Below are 16,253 nucleotides of genomic sequence, written 5' to 3'. Positions count from 1 at the left end.
TATTAGACGGACAGGCTGTAACGACCCAGGTTGGTCAACAGATACGGATCATTGGCGATGGGCGGCCGACGGCACGGATCACCCAGGGCGTGACGCAAAAACTCCTGGGTGCGCTCGCTGGTCGGGTGCTGAAAAATTTGCGCGGCACTGCCGTGCTCGACGATCACGCCGTTCTCGGTGAAGTAGACAATGTCGCTGATCTCTTCGGCGAAACGCATTTCGTGGGTGACCAGCACGCAGGTCATGCCCTCTTCGGTCAGCTCGCGAATCACCGTCAGCACCTCACCGACGGTCTCCGGATCGAGGGCCGAGGTCACCTCATCAAACAGAATCAGTTCCGGACGCATCGCCAGGGCGCGGGCAATCGCCACCCGTTGTTGCTGACCGCCCGAGAGCTGGCCCGGATAGGCATCGGCCTTGTGTTCCATCCGCACCTTGGCCAACAAGGCGCGGGCGTCTTTCTCGGCGTCGATCCGGTTGCGTCCCAGCACCTTGCGCGGGGCAATCACCAGGTTTTCCAGTACCGACAAATGCGGGAACAGGTTGTATTGCTGGAATACAAACCCCACACGCTTGCGCAACTCGATGCGCTGGGATTCCTGGGCCAGGGTGTGAACCTCGGTCGTACCGACGCGGATGCTGCCGCGCTGGGGCTGCAACAGGCCGGTAATGCAGCGCAGAATGGTCGATTTGCCGGAGCCGGACGGGCCGATGATCGACACGGCCTGGCCGCGATGCACGTCGAGGTCGATGCCTTTGAGCACCGGGTTGTTGCCAAACGACAGGTGCAGGTCGCGCAGGCTGACCAGGGGCTCGGCGACGGTTTCAGTAGAAGGCATAACGTCGCTCCAGGCGTTGGGTGAGTCGGGAAATCGGGTAGCAATAGGCAAAGAACAGCACCAACAGGCTCAGGTAAATCACCACGGTGAAGCCGGTCATGTTCACGGTGTTGCTGGCGATTTGCGCGGTGTCGATCACGTCATGCACGCCCACCAGGGACGCCAGCGCGGTGCCCATGGTGATCACCGCGTAAAGGTTCATCCACGGCGGCAACATGCGTTTGAAGCACTGCGGCAGGATGATCGAACGGAAAATCTGCCCTCGAGTGAATGCCAGGGAACGTGCGGCTTCCCATTGGGTGCTGGGGATCGAGGCAATGGCGCCACGGAAGATTTCCGCCACGTTGGCGCTCGCCGGCAAGGCCAGGCCGAGGGTGACCTTGACCCAGTCCGGGAACGAGACATAGGCGCTGCCGATGTGGATCTCGAACGGGAACACGTAGGTAGTGAAATAGATCAGCACCAGCCAGGGCGCGTTACGGAAAATCTGCACCCAGATCCGTGCCGGCAAGCGCAGCAGTCGCAGTGGCGATAGCGCCAACGCGCCGACCAACAGCCCCAGCAACGACCCCAGACCGATAGCGACGAGGCTGATCAGAATGTTCTGGCCAAAGCCTACGGCCAGCGCCGGCGACCATTGCAGCAAGGCCTTGAACACCGGGCTGTGCGGGGCGACATACACCAGCCACAGCACGACGCACATCAACAACAGCAGCTTGCCGACATGCCGCCGAGGCCAGGCCATCGGGGCGGTGACGGACGATTCAATGGCCATAGCCGGGCATCCTCAGGCGCGCTTCAAGGTAGCGCCCTACGCAATTGACGATAAAACTCAGCAGGCCGAAAAAGCTCAGGATCAGAATCATCAGCTCCAGCACGTTGTCGCTTTGGGTCCAGATCATGATCGCCGCGTAAGTGATGTCCCCCACGGCAATGGCCGAAGCCACGGCCGTCATTTTCACCAGGTCGATCAGGTTGTTGATCAGTGACGGCAAAGCAAAGCGCAGGGCCAATGGCAGCTGCACATTCCACAGCAACTGACGGCTGCTGAACGCCAGTGAACTGGCGGCTTCCAGCGTCACGGTCGGCACCGCCTCGATGCCGGCGCGCAAGGCTTCGGCATGGAACGCGCCCTTGTGCAACGAGATCACGATCACCACCCAGGCGAACGGCGTCAGCGGGTTGGCCGCGCCGACGGCTTGAGTCAGCAGCATGTTCAGCACCAGGAAGGCGCAATACAGCTGCACCAACGTCGGTGTGTTGCGGGTGACCTCGACAAATAGGCGTGCCGGTTTCGCCAGCCAGGGTTTTCCAGAGGTCAGCATTGCCGCCAACCCGACACCGGCCAGCAGGCTGCCGACAATGGTGAACAGGCAAAGCAGCACCGTGGTCAGCGCACCCTGCTCCAGGGTTCCGCGCTGGTAGGCGTCCAGCAGAAAACCGTAGTTCAGGCCCAACCCGGCAGCCCAATGGACGAAAAGCTCCAGCCAATGGCTCATGGTTCGCCCCGCAATTGCGCGCAAGCGTGAGCGATGCGACGTCCGGCTTCGGCAACGCTTTCCGTCGCCGTGGCGATGGACAGGCGAAACCACGGCGACAAGCCATAAGCGCTGCCCGCCACACCGGCCACGCCCTCCTCCAGCAGATACGCCACGACATCGGCGTCGCTGTTGAGGCATACGCCGTCCGGACGATAACGCCCCAGCAACCCGGCGCAGCGGACAAACACGAAGAAGCCACCTCGAGGTTCGAGCACCTCGAGACCTTCCACTTTGCGTAAGGCGCTCACCAGTAAATCCCGGCGTTGCTGATAGGCCGCCACCTGCTCTGGCAAGAAATCCAGTCCGCCTTCGAAGGCCGCCAACGCAGCAGCTTGCCCCACCGAAGAAGCCCCCGACGTGGATTGCGATTGCACGACCGCCATGGCGTTGGTCAGCACTTGCGGCCCGGCACCGAAACCGATGCGCCAGCCAGTCATGGCGTACGTCTTGGACACACCGCCCACCAGCAGGCAGCGCGGCTGCAGATCCGGCGCGACATTGAGCAGGCTCTGCGCTGGCTGACCGTCAAAGCGAATATGTTCGTAGAGTTCATCCAGCAGAATCAGCACCTGCGGATGGCGACGCAGCACCTCGGCCAAGGCTTGCAATTCGGCCGCGCTATACACCGCGCCGCTGGGATTGCCGGGGCCGTTGAGGATCAGCCAGCGAGTCCGCTCGCCAATGTGTTGGGCCAGCTGTTGTGCCGTGATCTTGCATCCCTGCGCCAGTGCGCACTCGATGAACACCGGCTCGCCGCCATTGAAGCGCACGCTGTCCGGGAAGGACGGCCAGTACGGCGTCGGCACCAGCACTTCATCGCCGTCATCGAGGGTCGCGGCGAAGGCATTGAAAATGATCTGCTTCGCTCCGTTGGCAATCACGATCGATTCCAGCGGATAGTCCAGACGGTTTTCCTGCCGGAGTTTGCGTTGCACCGCGACACGCAAGGCTGTTACGCCCGGTGTCGGGGTGTACTTGGTGGCACCGGCGGCGATGGCGGCATAAGCGGCCTGCTTGATGTGTTCGGGGGTGTCGAAATCCGGCTCGCCGGTGGTCAGGTCGAGAATGTCGCGACCGGCATCACGCAGTGCGGTGGCTTGGGATTTGGCGGCGGCATTGGCCGACAGAGAGATGCGCTGCACGCGCTTGGACAGGCGAAGAGTCATGGCTGAACCACCTCCAATACCTTGCCCGGATTGAGCAGGTTTTTCGGGTCCAGCGCCTGCTTGATCCGGCGCATCAGGTCGAGTTCCACCGGGCTTTTGTAGCGCCCGAGCATGTCCCGTTTGCGCTGGCCGATGCCGTGTTCGGCGCTGATCGAACCGCCGTGGGCGTGGGCGCTGTCGTGCACCAGCAGACTCAACGCTGCGTAATGGGCCATGTGCGCCTCGACCGTTGAATCAAGCGGATGAGCAATGTTGTAGTGCAGGTTGCCGTCGCCCAAATGGCCGAAGGTGAAGTGACGGACACCGGGAAAATGCGCCTGCAACAACGCATCGGTGTGGGTGACAAACGCCGCGACCTGGGAAATCGGTACTGAAATGTCGTGCTTCATGTTGCGACCGGCGCGCTTCTGCGCCTCGCTCATGCTCTCCCGCAACAGCCACAGGGCTTCGCTCTGGGCCAGGCTTTCGGCGATCAACGCATCGGCCAGCAACTCGCGTTCGAAGGCCTCCCCCAGCACGTCTTCAAACGCTTCGCGGGCATGGGCTTCGCTGTGGTTGTCGGACAGTTCCAACAGCGCAAACCAAGGCTGCCTGGCGCCGAGAAAAGGTTGCGGACCTTGCGGAAATTGCTCGCGCAGCAGCGCGAGGCAGTCGGCACTGAGCAGTTCGAACGCGGTGAGACTGGCACCGAAACCGGCGCGGGCATGGGACAGCAATTGCACCGCTTGGTCCAGGGAGCTGAAAGCCAAGAGTGCCGTCGCCTGCGCCTTGGGCAGCGGGAAGAGTTTCAGGGTTGCGGCGGTGATGATGCCGAGGGTGCCTTCGCTGCCGATATACAGGTCACGCAAGTCGTAGCCGGTGTTGTCCTTACGCAAGCCGCGCAGGCCATTCCAGATTTCGCCCTCGGCGGTGACCACTTCCAGGCCCAGGGTCAGCTCGCGGGTATTGCCATAACGCAGCACCGCGGTGCCGCCGGCATTGGTGCCCAGATTGCCGCCGATGGTGCAACTGCCTTCGGCGCCCAGACTCAGGGGAAATAGCCGGCCGGCGTCACGCGCAACGTCCTGGACGGTTTGCAGAATGCAGCCCGCTTCGACGGTCAGGGTGTCGTTGTCTGTGTCCACTACCCGCACACGATTCAGCCGATCGAGCAACAGCAACACTGCTCGGCCGCTGGCATCCGGGGTCGCGCCGCCCATCAGCCCGGTGTTGCCGCCCTGCACCACCACCGGCGTATCACTGGCCACGCACGCGCGAACCACGGCCGCGACTTCCTCGGTATTCGCCGGATGCACCGCAGCGATGACCTGCCCGACGTAACGGCCCTGTTTGTCCGTCAGGTAGTGCGCGGCCTCTTCGCTGCTCTGCACATGGCTGGCGCCGAGCAATTGCTGCAAGGCCACGAACAACGTCTGACTCATGGCTGCACCGCCAGCGGAGCGGCGTTGCGGTACTGCTCATGCAGATCACGCAACGCCTGGGACGGCGTCATCCCCGTGCGCTCGCCCAATTCGATCAGCCAGCCGCTGCGGTGCCAGTCGCGCACGATGGCATCCAGTTTTGCCTGGGTATCGTGCTCGCCTTTGCGCAGCCAGATCACCGAGTTCGACGGGATCAAATCACCCGGCAGCGGGATCTCATAATCAGCCCACTCGGCATCGTTCAACAGCGCGTGCATGGTCGGACTGACATGCACCGCCGCCACGCAACCATTGCCGCGTAGCGACAACAACGATTCGGATTGGCTGCGGAACGCCTTGATCTCTGCGCCGTAGTTTTCCTGCAACGGCTTGATGAAGTTGCTGCCCTGGGACACGCACACCGGCTTGCCCTTCAGATCGGCCCATTGAGTCACGCCAGCGCCTTTGCGAATCAACGCGGCGCCGCCGACTTCTTCATAAGGCGTGGGCACGTAATCGAGAATCTCGCCGCGCTCTTCGGTGAACTGCATATTGGCGATCAGGATGTCGACCTTGCCCTGCTGCAGGAACTGCACGCGGTTGGGCGCCAGTACCGAAACGGTCTTCGCTTCGACGCCCAAGGCCTTGGCGATGCCCTTGGCCAGTTCGACGTTGTAGCCCAGGTGTTCGCCGCTCTTCGGGTCGATGGTGCCGAATGGCGGACCACTGAGAATCACCCCGACGGTGATGGCGTGGCGTTGCTCGATCTTGTCCAGCGTGGCATCGGCCTGGGCAAGGCTGGCACCTAACGCGGCGGACCAGGCGAGGCAAAGCGTGGCCAGGGTTCTGGCAGAAAAAAATCGGTTCATGCACGACTACCTTGAACGACCGCCCGGCAAAAGGACGGTCTGTTGAAAACGATGAGGTGGAGAACCGGGAGTCAGGCGCCGTTGGCCTGGAACTGTTTCTGCAGTTCCACCAGGGCGGGTGATGCGGGCGTGATGTGGTTGCGGGTCTGGGCCTCAATCAACCAGCCGCTGCGGTGCAGTTCCTTGACGATCGGATCGAGCTTGGCCTGGGTATCGCTTTCTCCAGGGCGGGTCCAGATCACCGACGGCGCGGGATTGAGTTCCGGCGTAAGCGCGCGATAGCCCTGCCATTCGGCGGTGCCGGCGAGCAGCGGATTGATCAGCGTGGCGTCATGAACCGCCGCGACGCAGTTGTTGCCACGCAACGCCAGCAGGGATTCCGACGAACTCTTGAAAGCTTTGATCTCGACGCCCAACTCGGTCAGCGGCTTGATGTAACTGCTGCCCTGGGAGGTGCAGACCGGTTGGTTTTTCAGGTCTTCCCAACGGGTGATCTTGCTGTCCCTGAGCACCGCTGCGGTACCACCAACACGGTAGAACGGCGTCGGCACAAACCCGAGGATCTCGCCGCGTTCGGCGGTCCACTCCATGTTGGCAATCAGCAAATCGACTTTGCCCTGCTGCAAGAACTGCACGCGGTTGGCGGGCAATACCGGCACCAGCTGCACCTCGGCACCCATTTGCCGTCCCAGCTCCTGAGCGAGATCGACATTCAAACCGCGCGGCTTTTGGCTCGTCGGATCAATCCCGCCAAACGGGCCGCCGGACAGCAACACACCGACCACCAGCACATGCCGTTGTTCGATCTTGTCCAGGGTTGCATCAGCCCGGACACTATTGCTGGCAACCAGCGAGATCAAGGCGCCCAGCATCACAGGCAACAATTGTTTAACGGCTGAGCACTTTTTCGACATGGATCTTCCCCTGATGATTGATCGGCGTACCCCCGACCTGATGTGGAGGCATCCTAGGTACAGCGTTGAAGTAACGGAAATTCAAATATCTAATATCGTTATAACTTCCCGTGTTCGCACCGAGAGCGCATTTCCATAAAACCCGTATTTACTGACACCAAATATCCTTCAAAGAAAAAATCAGCAAAAATACATAAACAAACGTAATGTTTATGTTTTCAGCCTTGATATAAAAACAGCCCCGGAAATGGCCATGCCGACCTCACTCACTCTCGATCTCGAATTACTGCGCACCTTCATTGCCGTAGTTGATCACCACAGTTTTGCCGAGGCAGGTGCGCAACTGGCCCGCACGCAATCGTCGGTCACCCAACACATGCAACGCCTGGAACAGCAAGTGGGGGTGAGCCTGTTCGAAAAGCGCGGGCGGCAAAAACAACTCACCGAACCCGGCTTGCAGTTACTGCGTCATGCCCGGCAGATGCTGTCGCTCAACGACGAGGCGCTGAACTCCCTGCGTGAAAGCAGCTTGAGTGGCGTGTTGCGCATCGGTTCGCCCCACGACATTGCCGACACCATCCTGCCGCCGATCCTCAGCCACATCGCCCGCTCGGCACCGCGCTTGCGTCTGGAGATCGATGTCGGGCGCAGCCCGTTTCTGATGGACGACTTGCACCGGGGCAAGGTCGACATGGTGATCTCCACCCGCCAGGACCCAAGCCTGGAAGGCTTCGCCTTACGCACTTCGCCGGTGTGGTGGATCTGCTCGGCGCAGTACATTCACAACCCCGGCGAACCATTGCCACTGATCCTCGTGGATGAACCGAGCATCTACCGGCGCTATGCCCTGGAGGCGCTGGAACGCGCCAATATCAGTTGGCGCCAGGCGTATCTGGCGTCGAATCTGATTGGCATCAAGGCCGCGACCCGCGCAGGCCTGGGGGTCACCCCCCGAAGCATGGAGATGCTCGGACCAGACATGCGCGTGCTGGGTGAAAATGACGGGTTGCCGCGGCTGCCGGACGTGACCTACTACCTGTGGATCAGGCCCAACACCGCGAACTTGATTGCCCGAAAGGCCTATGACTTGATTCGCGCGAGCCAGGGGCTGTCCTTTTCTTGACGTGAGCGGCTCCGCGGATTCAAGCCCTGGCCCTTTCAGAGCTTGGCGATCGAGACTTCGGTGGATTTAACGAAGGCAATCACCTCGCTCCCCACTTTCAATTCAAGATCGCGCACTGAACGGGTGGTGATCACCGAGGTGACGATGCCGGAGGCGGTTTGCACATCGATTTCGGAGACCACTTCGCCTGTCACAATTTCCTTGATGACACCCTTGAACTGGTTGCGGACGTTGATCGCTTTGATGGTCATGATGAGGCTTCCTGTCTGATGTCGAATACATCCGCACGGATGTGCAGGCCTTCAAAATGCACGCCCCAGACCAATATTAAAAGGAATAAATATAGATTTACTTATTCCTTTATAGAATATAAAGCCCACCAAGCATCTACCACAACGCCACGGTATAGCTGACGATCAGGCGATTCTCATCCAGGTCATTACCGAAGTTCGAGCGCACTGATGCGTTGCGCCATTTAAGGCCGAGCCCTTTCAACTTACCGTCCTGTACCACGTAAGCGATATCGGTGTTGCGCTCCCATTCCTTGCCTTCACCCGGCGCAGTGCGTTGCACATTGTCGCCAGAGATGTAGCGCGTCATGAAGGTCAGCCCCGGCACACCGAGTGCGGCAAAGTTGTAGTCGTAGCGCGCTTGCCAGGAATGCTCGTCGACGTTGGCGAAGTCACCGATCTGCACGAAGTTGACCAGGTACGGATCGCTGCGCCCGATATACGGAAACGGATCGTCGCCGCTCATGCGCTGATAGCCAAAGCCCAGCGCATGGCCGCCCAGGCTATAGGTGAACAACGCACCGAAGGCCTGGTTGTCGATATCACGAAAGTTGCCGTCCTCGGTACTGCGCGCATAGCGCACGTCGCTCTTGAGCGACTGGCCGGCGCCCAGGTCCAGCGAGTGCACAAGGCCGAGATAATTTTGCTGGTAGATGTTTTCAAGCTTGCCGTAGCGGTATTGGGTCGTGAGGTTCGGCAACCATTGATAGTCAGCCCCGGCAAACTGAAACCTGTCGCTCTGCCCGCCGATACGGTTGGCGGTCATGTCTTGATAGTCGGTGGAGTCGACAAAATTGATCTGTGTGAGTTGACCGCCCGTGAGCTTCAAACGATCGATTTCCTGCACATTCACCAGGCCGCCCTTGAACGTACTCGGCAACAGGCGGGTATCGTTGGAACTCACCACCGGGTCCTTGATCTGCAACGTTCCAAACTTCAGGGTGCTGTTGGATACGCGCATTTTGCCTGTCAGGCCTAACTCGCCATAGCGATCCTGCGAGCCGCCGGAGCCATTCGGCGGCAACAGATTAGTCCCCGCCGTCCCTCCACCAGAGTCCAGTTTGAAACCGGCCATGCCCAACACATCCAGGCCAAACCCAAACGTGCCAGCGGTGTAACCGGACTCCATTCGCAACAGAAAACCCTGCGCCCATTCCTCGGCCTTGTCGCGTGAACCGTCCTGGCGAAAATCACGGTTGAAGTAGAAGTTGCGCGCTTCCAGGCTGCCTTTACTGTCCGCGACGAAATCCGCCTGAGCGGTCGGTGCACAGAGCAGACTCAGGCCGAGCAATGTGCCAACCGGGGCGCACCTATTGAATGGGCGGGTGCGACCCGCTTTTGAAGGCACGTGGACAGTCATGATTTTTCCCATGGAAGAGGTTCCTGCGGCAGCAAGCGAAGATGACGGACACGCCTCATTGTTTTTTTGTTAAGGCGTTGTCGTGGGGGGCGGACGCAGCGACCTGCGTCGTGGAGCGGATTCTTCGTGCCGGGGCAGAACGGCGTCAAACGGGAAAAAGACGAGGTTATGCATAAGAAAATTTGATGCCCGCGATGGCGGACTCTGGAGTAACAATTGCAACTCGCCCCTTCATTACAAGAGCCATAAGCGCCAAGGGAACCGCCATGAACCTCAAATTCCTCGAAACCTTCGTCTGGGTCGCCCGCCTGCAAAGCTTCAGCCTGACTGCCGAGAAAATGTTCAGCACTCAGGCCGCGATCTCCAGCCGGATCGCCGCGCTGGAAGATGAGTTGGGCCTGCGCCTGTTCGTGCGCGATTCACGCGGGGTGTCGCTGACGCCCGAAGGTCTCAAGGTGCTCGACTATGCCGAGCAGATGCTCGAGGTTCAGCGCGCACTGAAACACTCGCTGGACAACACCAGCCCGCAGCAGGGGCTGGTGCGCATCGGCGTGATGGATACGGTGATTCACACCTGGCTCAGCCCGTTTATGTCGACCCTGATGCAGACCTTCCCCGCCGTCGAAATCGAGATCACTGCCGACGCCGCACGCAATCTCTGCGAGCAGTTGAAAAAGGGCTATCTGGACATCGTTTTCCAGACTGACCTGATCCGCCACGAAAGCGTGCGCAACCTTGAGCTGGCGCACTATCCCATGCACTGGATCGCCGCCAGCAACTCGATCTATGCCCGGCCTTATGCCTCGCTCACCGAGATGGCCGGCGAGCGCATCATCACCTTCGTCAAACACTCACGACCGCATCAGGATGTACTCAACTTGTTGCACGCCCATGGCATCAGCACACCGCGCGTCAGTTGCGTCAACTCGGTGTCAGCCATGACCCGGCTGATTCGTGACGGCTTCGGTATCGGCGCCTTGCCGGCGGCACTGGTGGCCAAACCCCTGGCCAGCGGCGAGCTGATCCAGCTGGATCCCGGCACCCGCTTGCCGCAACTGGATGTCGTGGCCTCGTGGCGTGCGGGGGTTGGGCTGGAACTGATCGAGAACATCATCGAGATGAGCCGCCAGGTGGTCTGCCAATACGCTGCGGATGTCGGTCCGTTACTTATGGTGGCGGCTCCGGGCCTCGACAGCCGACTGGCCCCTGAATAACTTTTAGTTGTCTGGGGGCAACAACATTCCTTGTTGGACGGCATCACTGCGGTTTTCTAAAAAGGGTCAACGAACCTGCTGAGACGCCATGATGAATCAACCCGCCCCGTCCTTCGAACAACTGCAGTGCAACACACCTCTCGCCCTGCGCCAAAGCATCGCCGCCGGGCACTATCAGGGTCACACCAGCGGCCTGGGCCAAGGCCGGGTGCAAGCCAATATCGTGATTCTGCCCAGTGATTGGGCCAACGAGTTCCTCAGGTATTGCACCCTCAATCGTCAAGCCTGCCCGTTGCTCGACATTACCGAACCGGGCGATCCGTACTTCCGCAATCTCGGGACAGCCATTGATATTCGCCACGATGTGCCCCGATACAGGGTTTATCGCAATGGCGAACTGAGCGAAGAACCGCTGGATATCGAGCACCTTTGGCAGGATGACCTGGTGGCCTTCGCCATCGGCTGCTCGTTCTCCTTCGAACAACCGCTGCTGGATGCCGGTATCCCCCTCAAGCACATCGACCTGGGGCGCAATGTCGCCATGTACCAGACCAACATCGACACGCGCCCCACCGCTCGCCTCGGTGGCAAGCTGGTGGTGAGCATGCGGCCGATGAAAGCCGCTGCCGCCATCCAGGCCATTCAAATCACCGCGCGCATGCCCAACGTCCACGGCGCCCCCGTGCACATCGGTGATCCGTCGCTGATCGGCATCCCCGCGCTCAACACCCCGGACTATGGTGATGCCGTCCCCATTGAAGCTGACGAAATACCGGTGTTCTGGGCGTGCGGTGTGACGCCTCAATCGGTGGTGCAGGCCTCACGCCCGCCACTGTGCATCACCCATGCGCCCGGCTGCATGCTGGTGACGGATTTGTTCAACAGTGCTTTGTAAAGACGTGGGTGTGCTTGAGTTCAGTGGATTGTGCCGAAACATCAGTTAAGAAACGACACCATCCGTAGCAGCTGTCGAGCTTGCGAGGCTGCGTTCGGCTGCGAAGCAGTCGTGAAATCAGGCAGTGCGGTGTTTCAGTTAAACCTCGCACACAGGTTTTACGACTGCTTCGCAGCCGAACGCAGCCTCGCAAGCTCGACAGCTGCTACGGATCGCGTTTTGGCTTAACTGATCGGCATTAGGGCGAAGCCGCTCTTTTCAACGCAAAGTCGAAGCCTTGTAAAACCACTCAATGTAGTCAACGATGCAATCGGCCTTCGTCCCTTGTTTTGTGCCATGGACCCTGCCCCATTTCCTGAATGTTCAGGACTAAAGTTCGCGCACTTTACCCACAAAAGACCTGGTGACAGCAGAACCGACTATCCTTTCGGACAGTGAACGCTGCACTCTTGGCAAAAAGGGACGCCATGCCAGACTATGATCGCGCCATCGGCTCCAGACCCGGGCCACTCTGGATGGCTTCAGTTACGGTTTTCTGTCTTTTCACGGCAACTCCCGGAGTCGGCCAGAACCTGCCAACCACAGCGGGTGTCGAAAACGCCACGGTTACGGTGATTCAAGCGCAGGAAATCGTTTCCAGGGCCACCCTCGAAGCCGTTCGCTGGAGCGGCCCTGAATCCGGCCCGCAAGCCCTGCGGGGCAAGAGCATCGCCTTTGTCGCAGAAGATTTGCGTAACGGAGGCATTGTCGGTGTCGCGCAGGGCGCTCGCGAGGCAGCCAAGGCGATGGACTGGACGCTGAAGATATTCGATGGCGCTGGATCATCGGCCGGGCGCGCGAAGGCCTTTTCCGATGCCCTGGCAGCGAAACCCGACGGCCTCATTTTGTGCGGCTCCGATGCCCTTGAGAACAATGCAGCGCTGATCCTCTTCGCCAACCGGGATGTGCCGGTGGTTGGCTGGCACGCCGGGGCACGACCCGGGCCGATTGCCGGCACGCCGGTGGCCATGAACGTCACGACCGACCCGCTCGAAGTGGCTCGCCTCACGGCCATGGCGGCAGTGGCACAGTCAAACGGACAGGCCGGCGTGGTCATCCTGACCGACTCCAAGTACAGCATCGCCATGGCGAAAGCCAAGGCCATGGAAAACGTCATTCGGGCCTGTCGGGAATGTACGTTACTGGAAGTGCGCGATGTCGCGATCTCCGAAAGTGGCGAGAAGATGCCGGCGATTACCAAGGAGCTGCTTCAGCGCTATGGCAAGCGCTGGACCCACACGCTGGCCATCAACGACATCTATTTCGACTACTCGATCGCCTCATTGACCAACGCCGCAATACCCAGCGACGGCATCAGTCTGTTGTCTGCCGGTGATGGCAGCGCTTCGGCTTTCTTGCGTATACAGGCAAAAACCTACCAGACCGTCACCGTGGCCGAGCCGCTCAACCTGCATGGCTGGCAAGTGATGGATGAATTGAACCGGCTGTTTGCAGGTCAGCCGGTGAGCGGCTTCGTCGCGCCGATTCATCTGGTCAGTGCCGACAATATCGCCTTCGACGGCGGGAAGAAATTCCAGTACGACCCTGACAATGGCTATCGAGACATCTATCGCCAACAATGGAACCCCTGACATTGGACGTTACTTCCCGGCTCGGACGCCAGCTATTGCCGCAATCGCTACGCGCACAGTTCACACTGGCGTTTCTGACGCTGGCGCTGCTGATCCTGGCGAGTGGTGCAACAGCGGTCTACGCGTTGCGCACGTCAAACAACGCCACCCGCCAGCTGACGGATGAACGACTGGTCCGCATGCAAGATGGGCAAGACATGCTGCAGCGTACCTTGCTGATCGAACGCCAGACCGATCAGCTTCTGACAACCCGCTCCCCCGACACCCTGCGTTCAAGCTATGCGGCGACCGTCGAACAGCTTGAAGCCCTCGATCAACTGGTACAGCAGCTGACTGCTGCGAACAATGGCGTGGCGATACTCGACATGCATCAGTCGAGTCAGATGTTCCGCAATACTGCCAACATCGTTGCGCAGTTGCGAGAAAGCCTGCTGCAAACCGAGGTCACCTTCGAGCAGACCATGGAGGATCACACCGCCCGGTTAATCGCGACACAGTCCCGGGCCAGCCTGGAACTGGCGGTGTTACTTTTCGATCTGCCGCAGGCTGCTGACAGTGATGCCGTGCAACGGCTGCGGATCAGTTATGAGCGCCTGTCACGCACCGCTGGCAAGTTACCCGACGCTGAAGTGGAGACGCCCGATCTCTTCTCCCTGCGCCTGAAGCTCATCAATCAGCACAACGTCATACAGCGCTTCAATGAGGAACTGAAGAATGAGGCCGGGGTTCTGGTCGCGGTGGCCCGTGCGCAATCCAGTGCTTACACCGAAGACTATCGCGAAGCCCTGCAGCGCCTGGTCGAGGCCTCAAATCGTAGCCAGCAATGGGTGCTGATCATGTTGGGCGCCAGCCTGGTATTCGCCTGGTTCGTGACCCGGGTCTTCATGGGCCGTCATGTGCTCGTGCGTCTGAATGAAATAAGCCGGCAATTACGTCAGGAACACACTGACAAAACGCACTTGATGATGGCGGAACATGGAAAGGACGAGATCGGCAACATGGCTCGCGCGGTTAATCAATTCCTCAAAGACCGACTTCAGCTGGAAAAAAGAACGGTCCAATTGAGTATTGCCACAGAGCGGCTCGCCCTGCAAAACAGCCGATTAGAGAAAGAAGCGGTCATCCGTGCCGGACAACGTCATGTCCTGGAGCTGATCGCCAGGAGCACCGAGCTTGCAGAAGTCCTCGACAGCCTGGCTCACCTGGTGGAGTCCCAGTTGGAGGGGATGATGGTGTCCATTCTGGTGCTGGATGAGGATGGCAAACACCTGCTGCACGGGGCTGCCCCCAGTTTGCCGAAAGCCTATAACCAGCTCATTGACGGGATTGCGATCGGGCCGAACGTCGGTTCATGCGGCACCGCGGTGTATCGACGAGAGCCGGTCATCGTCACGGATATCGAGCTGGATCCGCTGTGGGAGGCGTACCGTTCAGCCGCTGCGCCCTATGGATTTCGCGCCTGCTGGTCCACGCCGATTCTGTCCCATGAGCGAAAAGTATTGGGTACGTTTGCCTTGTATTCCAACACCGTACGCAGCCCTAGCGCGACCGAGACGCGACTGATCGACATGGCGACACCGCTTGCCGGCATTGCGATAGAACGCCAACTTACCGAAAAGCGCATTCGCTATATGGGCGACCATGACGCACTGACCGGGCTGCCGAATCGCACACTGCTCGAAGACCGTCTCAAGCAGGCAATACTTTATGCTCAGCGCTACGACCGCCTGGTGACGGTGGTGTTTCTCGATCTGGACAAATTCAAACTGGTGAATGACAGCCTTGGGCACAGTGCTGGAGACGAACTGCTGAAAACCGTCGCCCAGCGCATGCTGGAGTGTGTACGCCGCACCGACACCGTCGTGCGACTGGGTGGCGACGAGTTTGTGATCATCCTGTTCGACCAGCCCTCAGACCTTGACTGCGTGACTCCAGCCCTGCACAAAATCCAGGAAGCCATCCTGCGGCCGATTCAGCTCAGCGGACACACACTCCACGTCACCTGCAGCATGGGCCTGGCCACCTACCCTGCCGACGGCAGCGATACCGACACGTTGCTCAGCAACGCGGACGCCGCCATGTACCGGGCCAAGGAACTGGGTCGCAACAGTTACCAGTTCTATACGAGCGAGATGAAAAACACGGTTCAGGGCAAGCTCGCCATGCAAGACGGGCTTCGAAACGCACTCAACCATGACGAGTTCCTGCTGCTGTACCAGCCACAGGTGGATTTGCAGTCAGGTCAGATTATCGGCGTAGAAGCACTGATCCGCTGGCAGCACCCCGAGCTCGGCATCGTGTCTCCAATCAAATTCATTCCGCAAGCCGAAGAGACCGGATTGATCGTGCCCATCGGCGACTGGGTGATTCATACCGCGTGCAGACAGAACAAAGAGTGGCAGAATGCGGGCTGGCCGCCGATCACCATGTCGGTGAATATTTCAGCACGCCAGTTCATCGAAAGGGACCTGATCGACCGGGTGATGCATGCCTTGCAAGAAACCGGACTGGAGCCGATGTACCTTGAGCTGGAGCTGACCGAAAGTCTGATCATGCAAGACCTTCAGCAAGCCATCAGCAAAATGAAGGAACTGCAATCAATGGGGATCAGTCTCTCGATCGACGACTTCGGCACCGGCTACTCCAGCCTCGCAGCATTGAAAAGCTTCCCGATCGCGAGACTCAAGATCGACCAGTCTTTCGTGCGCGATCTGCCCGACAACGAGAACGACAAAGCCATCGCCACCGCAGTGATTTCGTTGGGGCACAAACTGAACCTCAAGGTCATTGCCGAAGGCGTCGAAACCGAAGAGCAGCAAACCTTCCTGCGTGAAAACGGCTGCGATGAAATTCAGGGCCACTTTTTCAGCAGAGCGGTCAGCGCAGAGGAAATCAGTCTGTTACTGCGTACGCCCCGGTTACCTCAACCGAGCCGCATTGCGAGCCCTGACCCGGCAAGGCGAAAACGCGATGTAAAACGCCCAAGCAGTCCAATGCCCGGGCATTAATGA

The 16,253-nt window shown here is 59.6% G+C and carries 14 protein-coding genes; 5 read left to right on the top strand and 9 right to left on the bottom strand.

Annotated elements, in window-relative coordinates; genetic code table 11:
• Positions 1-2: 2 nt before the first annotated feature.
• The 7 genes from ACSQ87_RS13710 to ACSQ87_RS13680 all read right to left on the bottom strand — a co-directional run bounded on the left by ACSQ87_RS13710 (position 3) and on the right by ACSQ87_RS13680 (position 6,729).
• Positions 3-839, bottom strand: coding sequence for an amino acid ABC transporter ATP-binding protein (locus tag ACSQ87_RS13710; RefSeq protein WP_223430156.1), 837 nt, complete (start codon positions 837-839; stop codon positions 3-5).
• Positions 826-1,614 (bottom strand): amino acid ABC transporter permease, encoded by a 789-nt coding sequence (locus tag ACSQ87_RS13705; protein WP_223430157.1) that lies wholly within the window; start codon positions 1,612-1,614, stop codon positions 826-828. Before ACSQ87_RS13705 ends, ACSQ87_RS13710 begins: the two co-directional genes overlap by 14 nt.
• Positions 1,604-2,338, bottom strand: coding sequence for an amino acid ABC transporter permease (locus ACSQ87_RS13700; protein WP_223430158.1), 735 nt, complete (start codon positions 2,336-2,338; stop codon positions 1,604-1,606). Before ACSQ87_RS13700 ends, ACSQ87_RS13705 begins: the two co-directional genes overlap by 11 nt.
• Positions 2,335-3,546 (bottom strand): aminotransferase class I/II-fold pyridoxal phosphate-dependent enzyme, encoded by a 1,212-nt coding sequence (locus ACSQ87_RS13695; protein WP_223430159.1) that lies wholly within the window; start codon positions 3,544-3,546, stop codon positions 2,335-2,337. Before ACSQ87_RS13695 ends, ACSQ87_RS13700 begins: the two co-directional genes overlap by 4 nt.
• Positions 3,543-4,967 carry an FAD-binding oxidoreductase gene (locus ACSQ87_RS13690; protein WP_223430160.1) on the bottom strand — a complete coding sequence of 475 codons (1,425 nt, stop codon included), beginning with the start codon at positions 4,965-4,967 and terminating at the stop codon, positions 3,543-3,545. Before ACSQ87_RS13690 ends, ACSQ87_RS13695 begins: the two co-directional genes overlap by 4 nt.
• Positions 4,964-5,815, bottom strand: a complete 852-nt coding sequence (locus ACSQ87_RS13685; RefSeq protein ID WP_223430161.1) for a transporter substrate-binding domain-containing protein — start codon at positions 5,813-5,815, stop codon at positions 4,964-4,966. Before ACSQ87_RS13685 ends, ACSQ87_RS13690 begins: the two co-directional genes overlap by 4 nt.
• 71 nt (positions 5,816-5,886) lie before the next feature.
• Positions 5,887-6,729 (bottom strand): transporter substrate-binding domain-containing protein, encoded by an 843-nt coding sequence (locus ACSQ87_RS13680; protein WP_223430162.1) that lies wholly within the window; start codon positions 6,727-6,729, stop codon positions 5,887-5,889.
• Between the two features lie 253 nt (positions 6,730-6,982).
• Between ACSQ87_RS13680 and ACSQ87_RS13675 the strand changes: the two genes are divergently transcribed.
• On the top strand, positions 6,983-7,852 hold the full coding sequence (locus ACSQ87_RS13675) for a LysR substrate-binding domain-containing protein (RefSeq protein WP_223430163.1): 870 nt from the start codon (positions 6,983-6,985) through the stop codon (positions 7,850-7,852).
• A gap of 35 nt (positions 7,853-7,887) precedes the next feature.
• Here ACSQ87_RS13675 and ACSQ87_RS13670 read toward each other — a convergent pair whose 3' ends face one another.
• Positions 7,888-8,103, bottom strand: coding sequence for a TOBE domain-containing protein (locus ACSQ87_RS13670; RefSeq protein WP_008145745.1), 216 nt, complete (start codon positions 8,101-8,103; stop codon positions 7,888-7,890).
• A gap of 136 nt (positions 8,104-8,239) precedes the next feature.
• Positions 8,240-9,502, bottom strand: coding sequence for an OprD family porin (locus ACSQ87_RS13665; RefSeq protein WP_223430164.1), 1,263 nt, complete (start codon positions 9,500-9,502; stop codon positions 8,240-8,242).
• Between the two features lie 266 nt (positions 9,503-9,768).
• On the opposite strand from ACSQ87_RS13665, the gene ACSQ87_RS13660 reads away from it, so the two are divergent.
• The 4 genes from ACSQ87_RS13660 (at position 9,769) to ACSQ87_RS13645 (ending at position 16,250) form a co-directional block, all read left to right on the top strand.
• Positions 9,769-10,716: a LysR family transcriptional regulator gene (locus ACSQ87_RS13660; RefSeq protein ID WP_223430165.1), complete on the top strand. Its 948-nt coding sequence runs from the start codon at positions 9,769-9,771 to the stop codon at positions 10,714-10,716.
• Between the two features lie 91 nt (positions 10,717-10,807).
• Complete coding sequence (locus ACSQ87_RS13655; protein WP_223430226.1) at positions 10,808-11,611, top strand: putative hydro-lyase; 804 nt, start codon at positions 10,808-10,810, stop codon at positions 11,609-11,611.
• A gap of 467 nt (positions 11,612-12,078) precedes the next feature.
• The gene (locus tag ACSQ87_RS13650) at positions 12,079-13,242 is read left to right on the top strand and encodes a substrate-binding domain-containing protein (protein WP_223430166.1); all 1,164 of its coding nucleotides are present in this window, start codon (positions 12,079-12,081) and stop codon (positions 13,240-13,242) included.
• Positions 13,230-16,250, top strand: a complete 3,021-nt coding sequence (locus ACSQ87_RS13645; RefSeq protein WP_223430167.1) for an EAL domain-containing protein — start codon at positions 13,230-13,232, stop codon at positions 16,248-16,250. Before ACSQ87_RS13650 ends, ACSQ87_RS13645 begins: the two co-directional genes overlap by 13 nt.
• The last annotated feature ends 3 nt before the right edge of the window (positions 16,251-16,253 follow it).

Source organism: Pseudomonas sp. LjRoot277, assembly GCF_964253845.1.
Lineage (GTDB): Bacteria > Pseudomonadota > Gammaproteobacteria > Pseudomonadales > Pseudomonadaceae > Aquipseudomonas.
Note: the sequence above shows the minus strand (reverse complement) of the source record. Positions and strands in the feature narration are given on the sequence as shown.

Excerpts from the sequence above, each read along its gene's own strand:
- ACSQ87_RS13710 (WP_223430156.1), bottom strand. The coding sequence starts at position 839 with ATGCCTTCTACTGAAACCGTCGCCGAGCCCCTGGTCAGCCTGCGCGAC.
- ACSQ87_RS13645 (WP_223430167.1), top strand. The coding sequence starts at position 13,230 with ATGGAACCCCTGACATTGGACGTTACTTCCCGGCTCGGACGCCAGCTA.
- ACSQ87_RS13700 (WP_223430158.1), bottom strand. The coding sequence starts at position 2,338 with ATGAGCCATTGGCTGGAGCTTTTCGTCCATTGGGCTGCCGGGTTGGGC.
- ACSQ87_RS13690 (WP_223430160.1), bottom strand. The coding sequence starts at position 4,967 with ATGAGTCAGACGTTGTTCGTGGCCTTGCAGCAATTGCTCGGCGCCAGC.
- ACSQ87_RS13650 (WP_223430166.1), top strand. The coding sequence starts at position 12,079 with ATGCCAGACTATGATCGCGCCATCGGCTCCAGACCCGGGCCACTCTGG.
- ACSQ87_RS13685 (WP_223430161.1), bottom strand. The coding sequence starts at position 5,815 with ATGAACCGATTTTTTTCTGCCAGAACCCTGGCCACGCTTTGCCTCGCC.
- ACSQ87_RS13665 (WP_223430164.1), bottom strand. The coding sequence starts at position 9,502 with ATGACTGTCCACGTGCCTTCAAAAGCGGGTCGCACCCGCCCATTCAAT.
- ACSQ87_RS13695 (WP_223430159.1), bottom strand. The coding sequence starts at position 3,546 with ATGACTCTTCGCCTGTCCAAGCGCGTGCAGCGCATCTCTCTGTCGGCC.
- ACSQ87_RS13705 (WP_223430157.1), bottom strand. The coding sequence starts at position 1,614 with ATGGCCATTGAATCGTCCGTCACCGCCCCGATGGCCTGGCCTCGGCGG.
- ACSQ87_RS13680 (WP_223430162.1), bottom strand. The coding sequence starts at position 6,729 with ATGTCGAAAAAGTGCTCAGCCGTTAAACAATTGTTGCCTGTGATGCTG.
- ACSQ87_RS13670 (WP_008145745.1), bottom strand. The coding sequence starts at position 8,103 with ATGACCATCAAAGCGATCAACGTCCGCAACCAGTTCAAGGGTGTCATC.
- ACSQ87_RS13660 (WP_223430165.1), top strand. The coding sequence starts at position 9,769 with ATGAACCTCAAATTCCTCGAAACCTTCGTCTGGGTCGCCCGCCTGCAA.
- ACSQ87_RS13655 (WP_223430226.1), top strand. The coding sequence starts at position 10,808 with ATGAATCAACCCGCCCCGTCCTTCGAACAACTGCAGTGCAACACACCT.
- ACSQ87_RS13675 (WP_223430163.1), top strand. The coding sequence starts at position 6,983 with ATGCCGACCTCACTCACTCTCGATCTCGAATTACTGCGCACCTTCATT.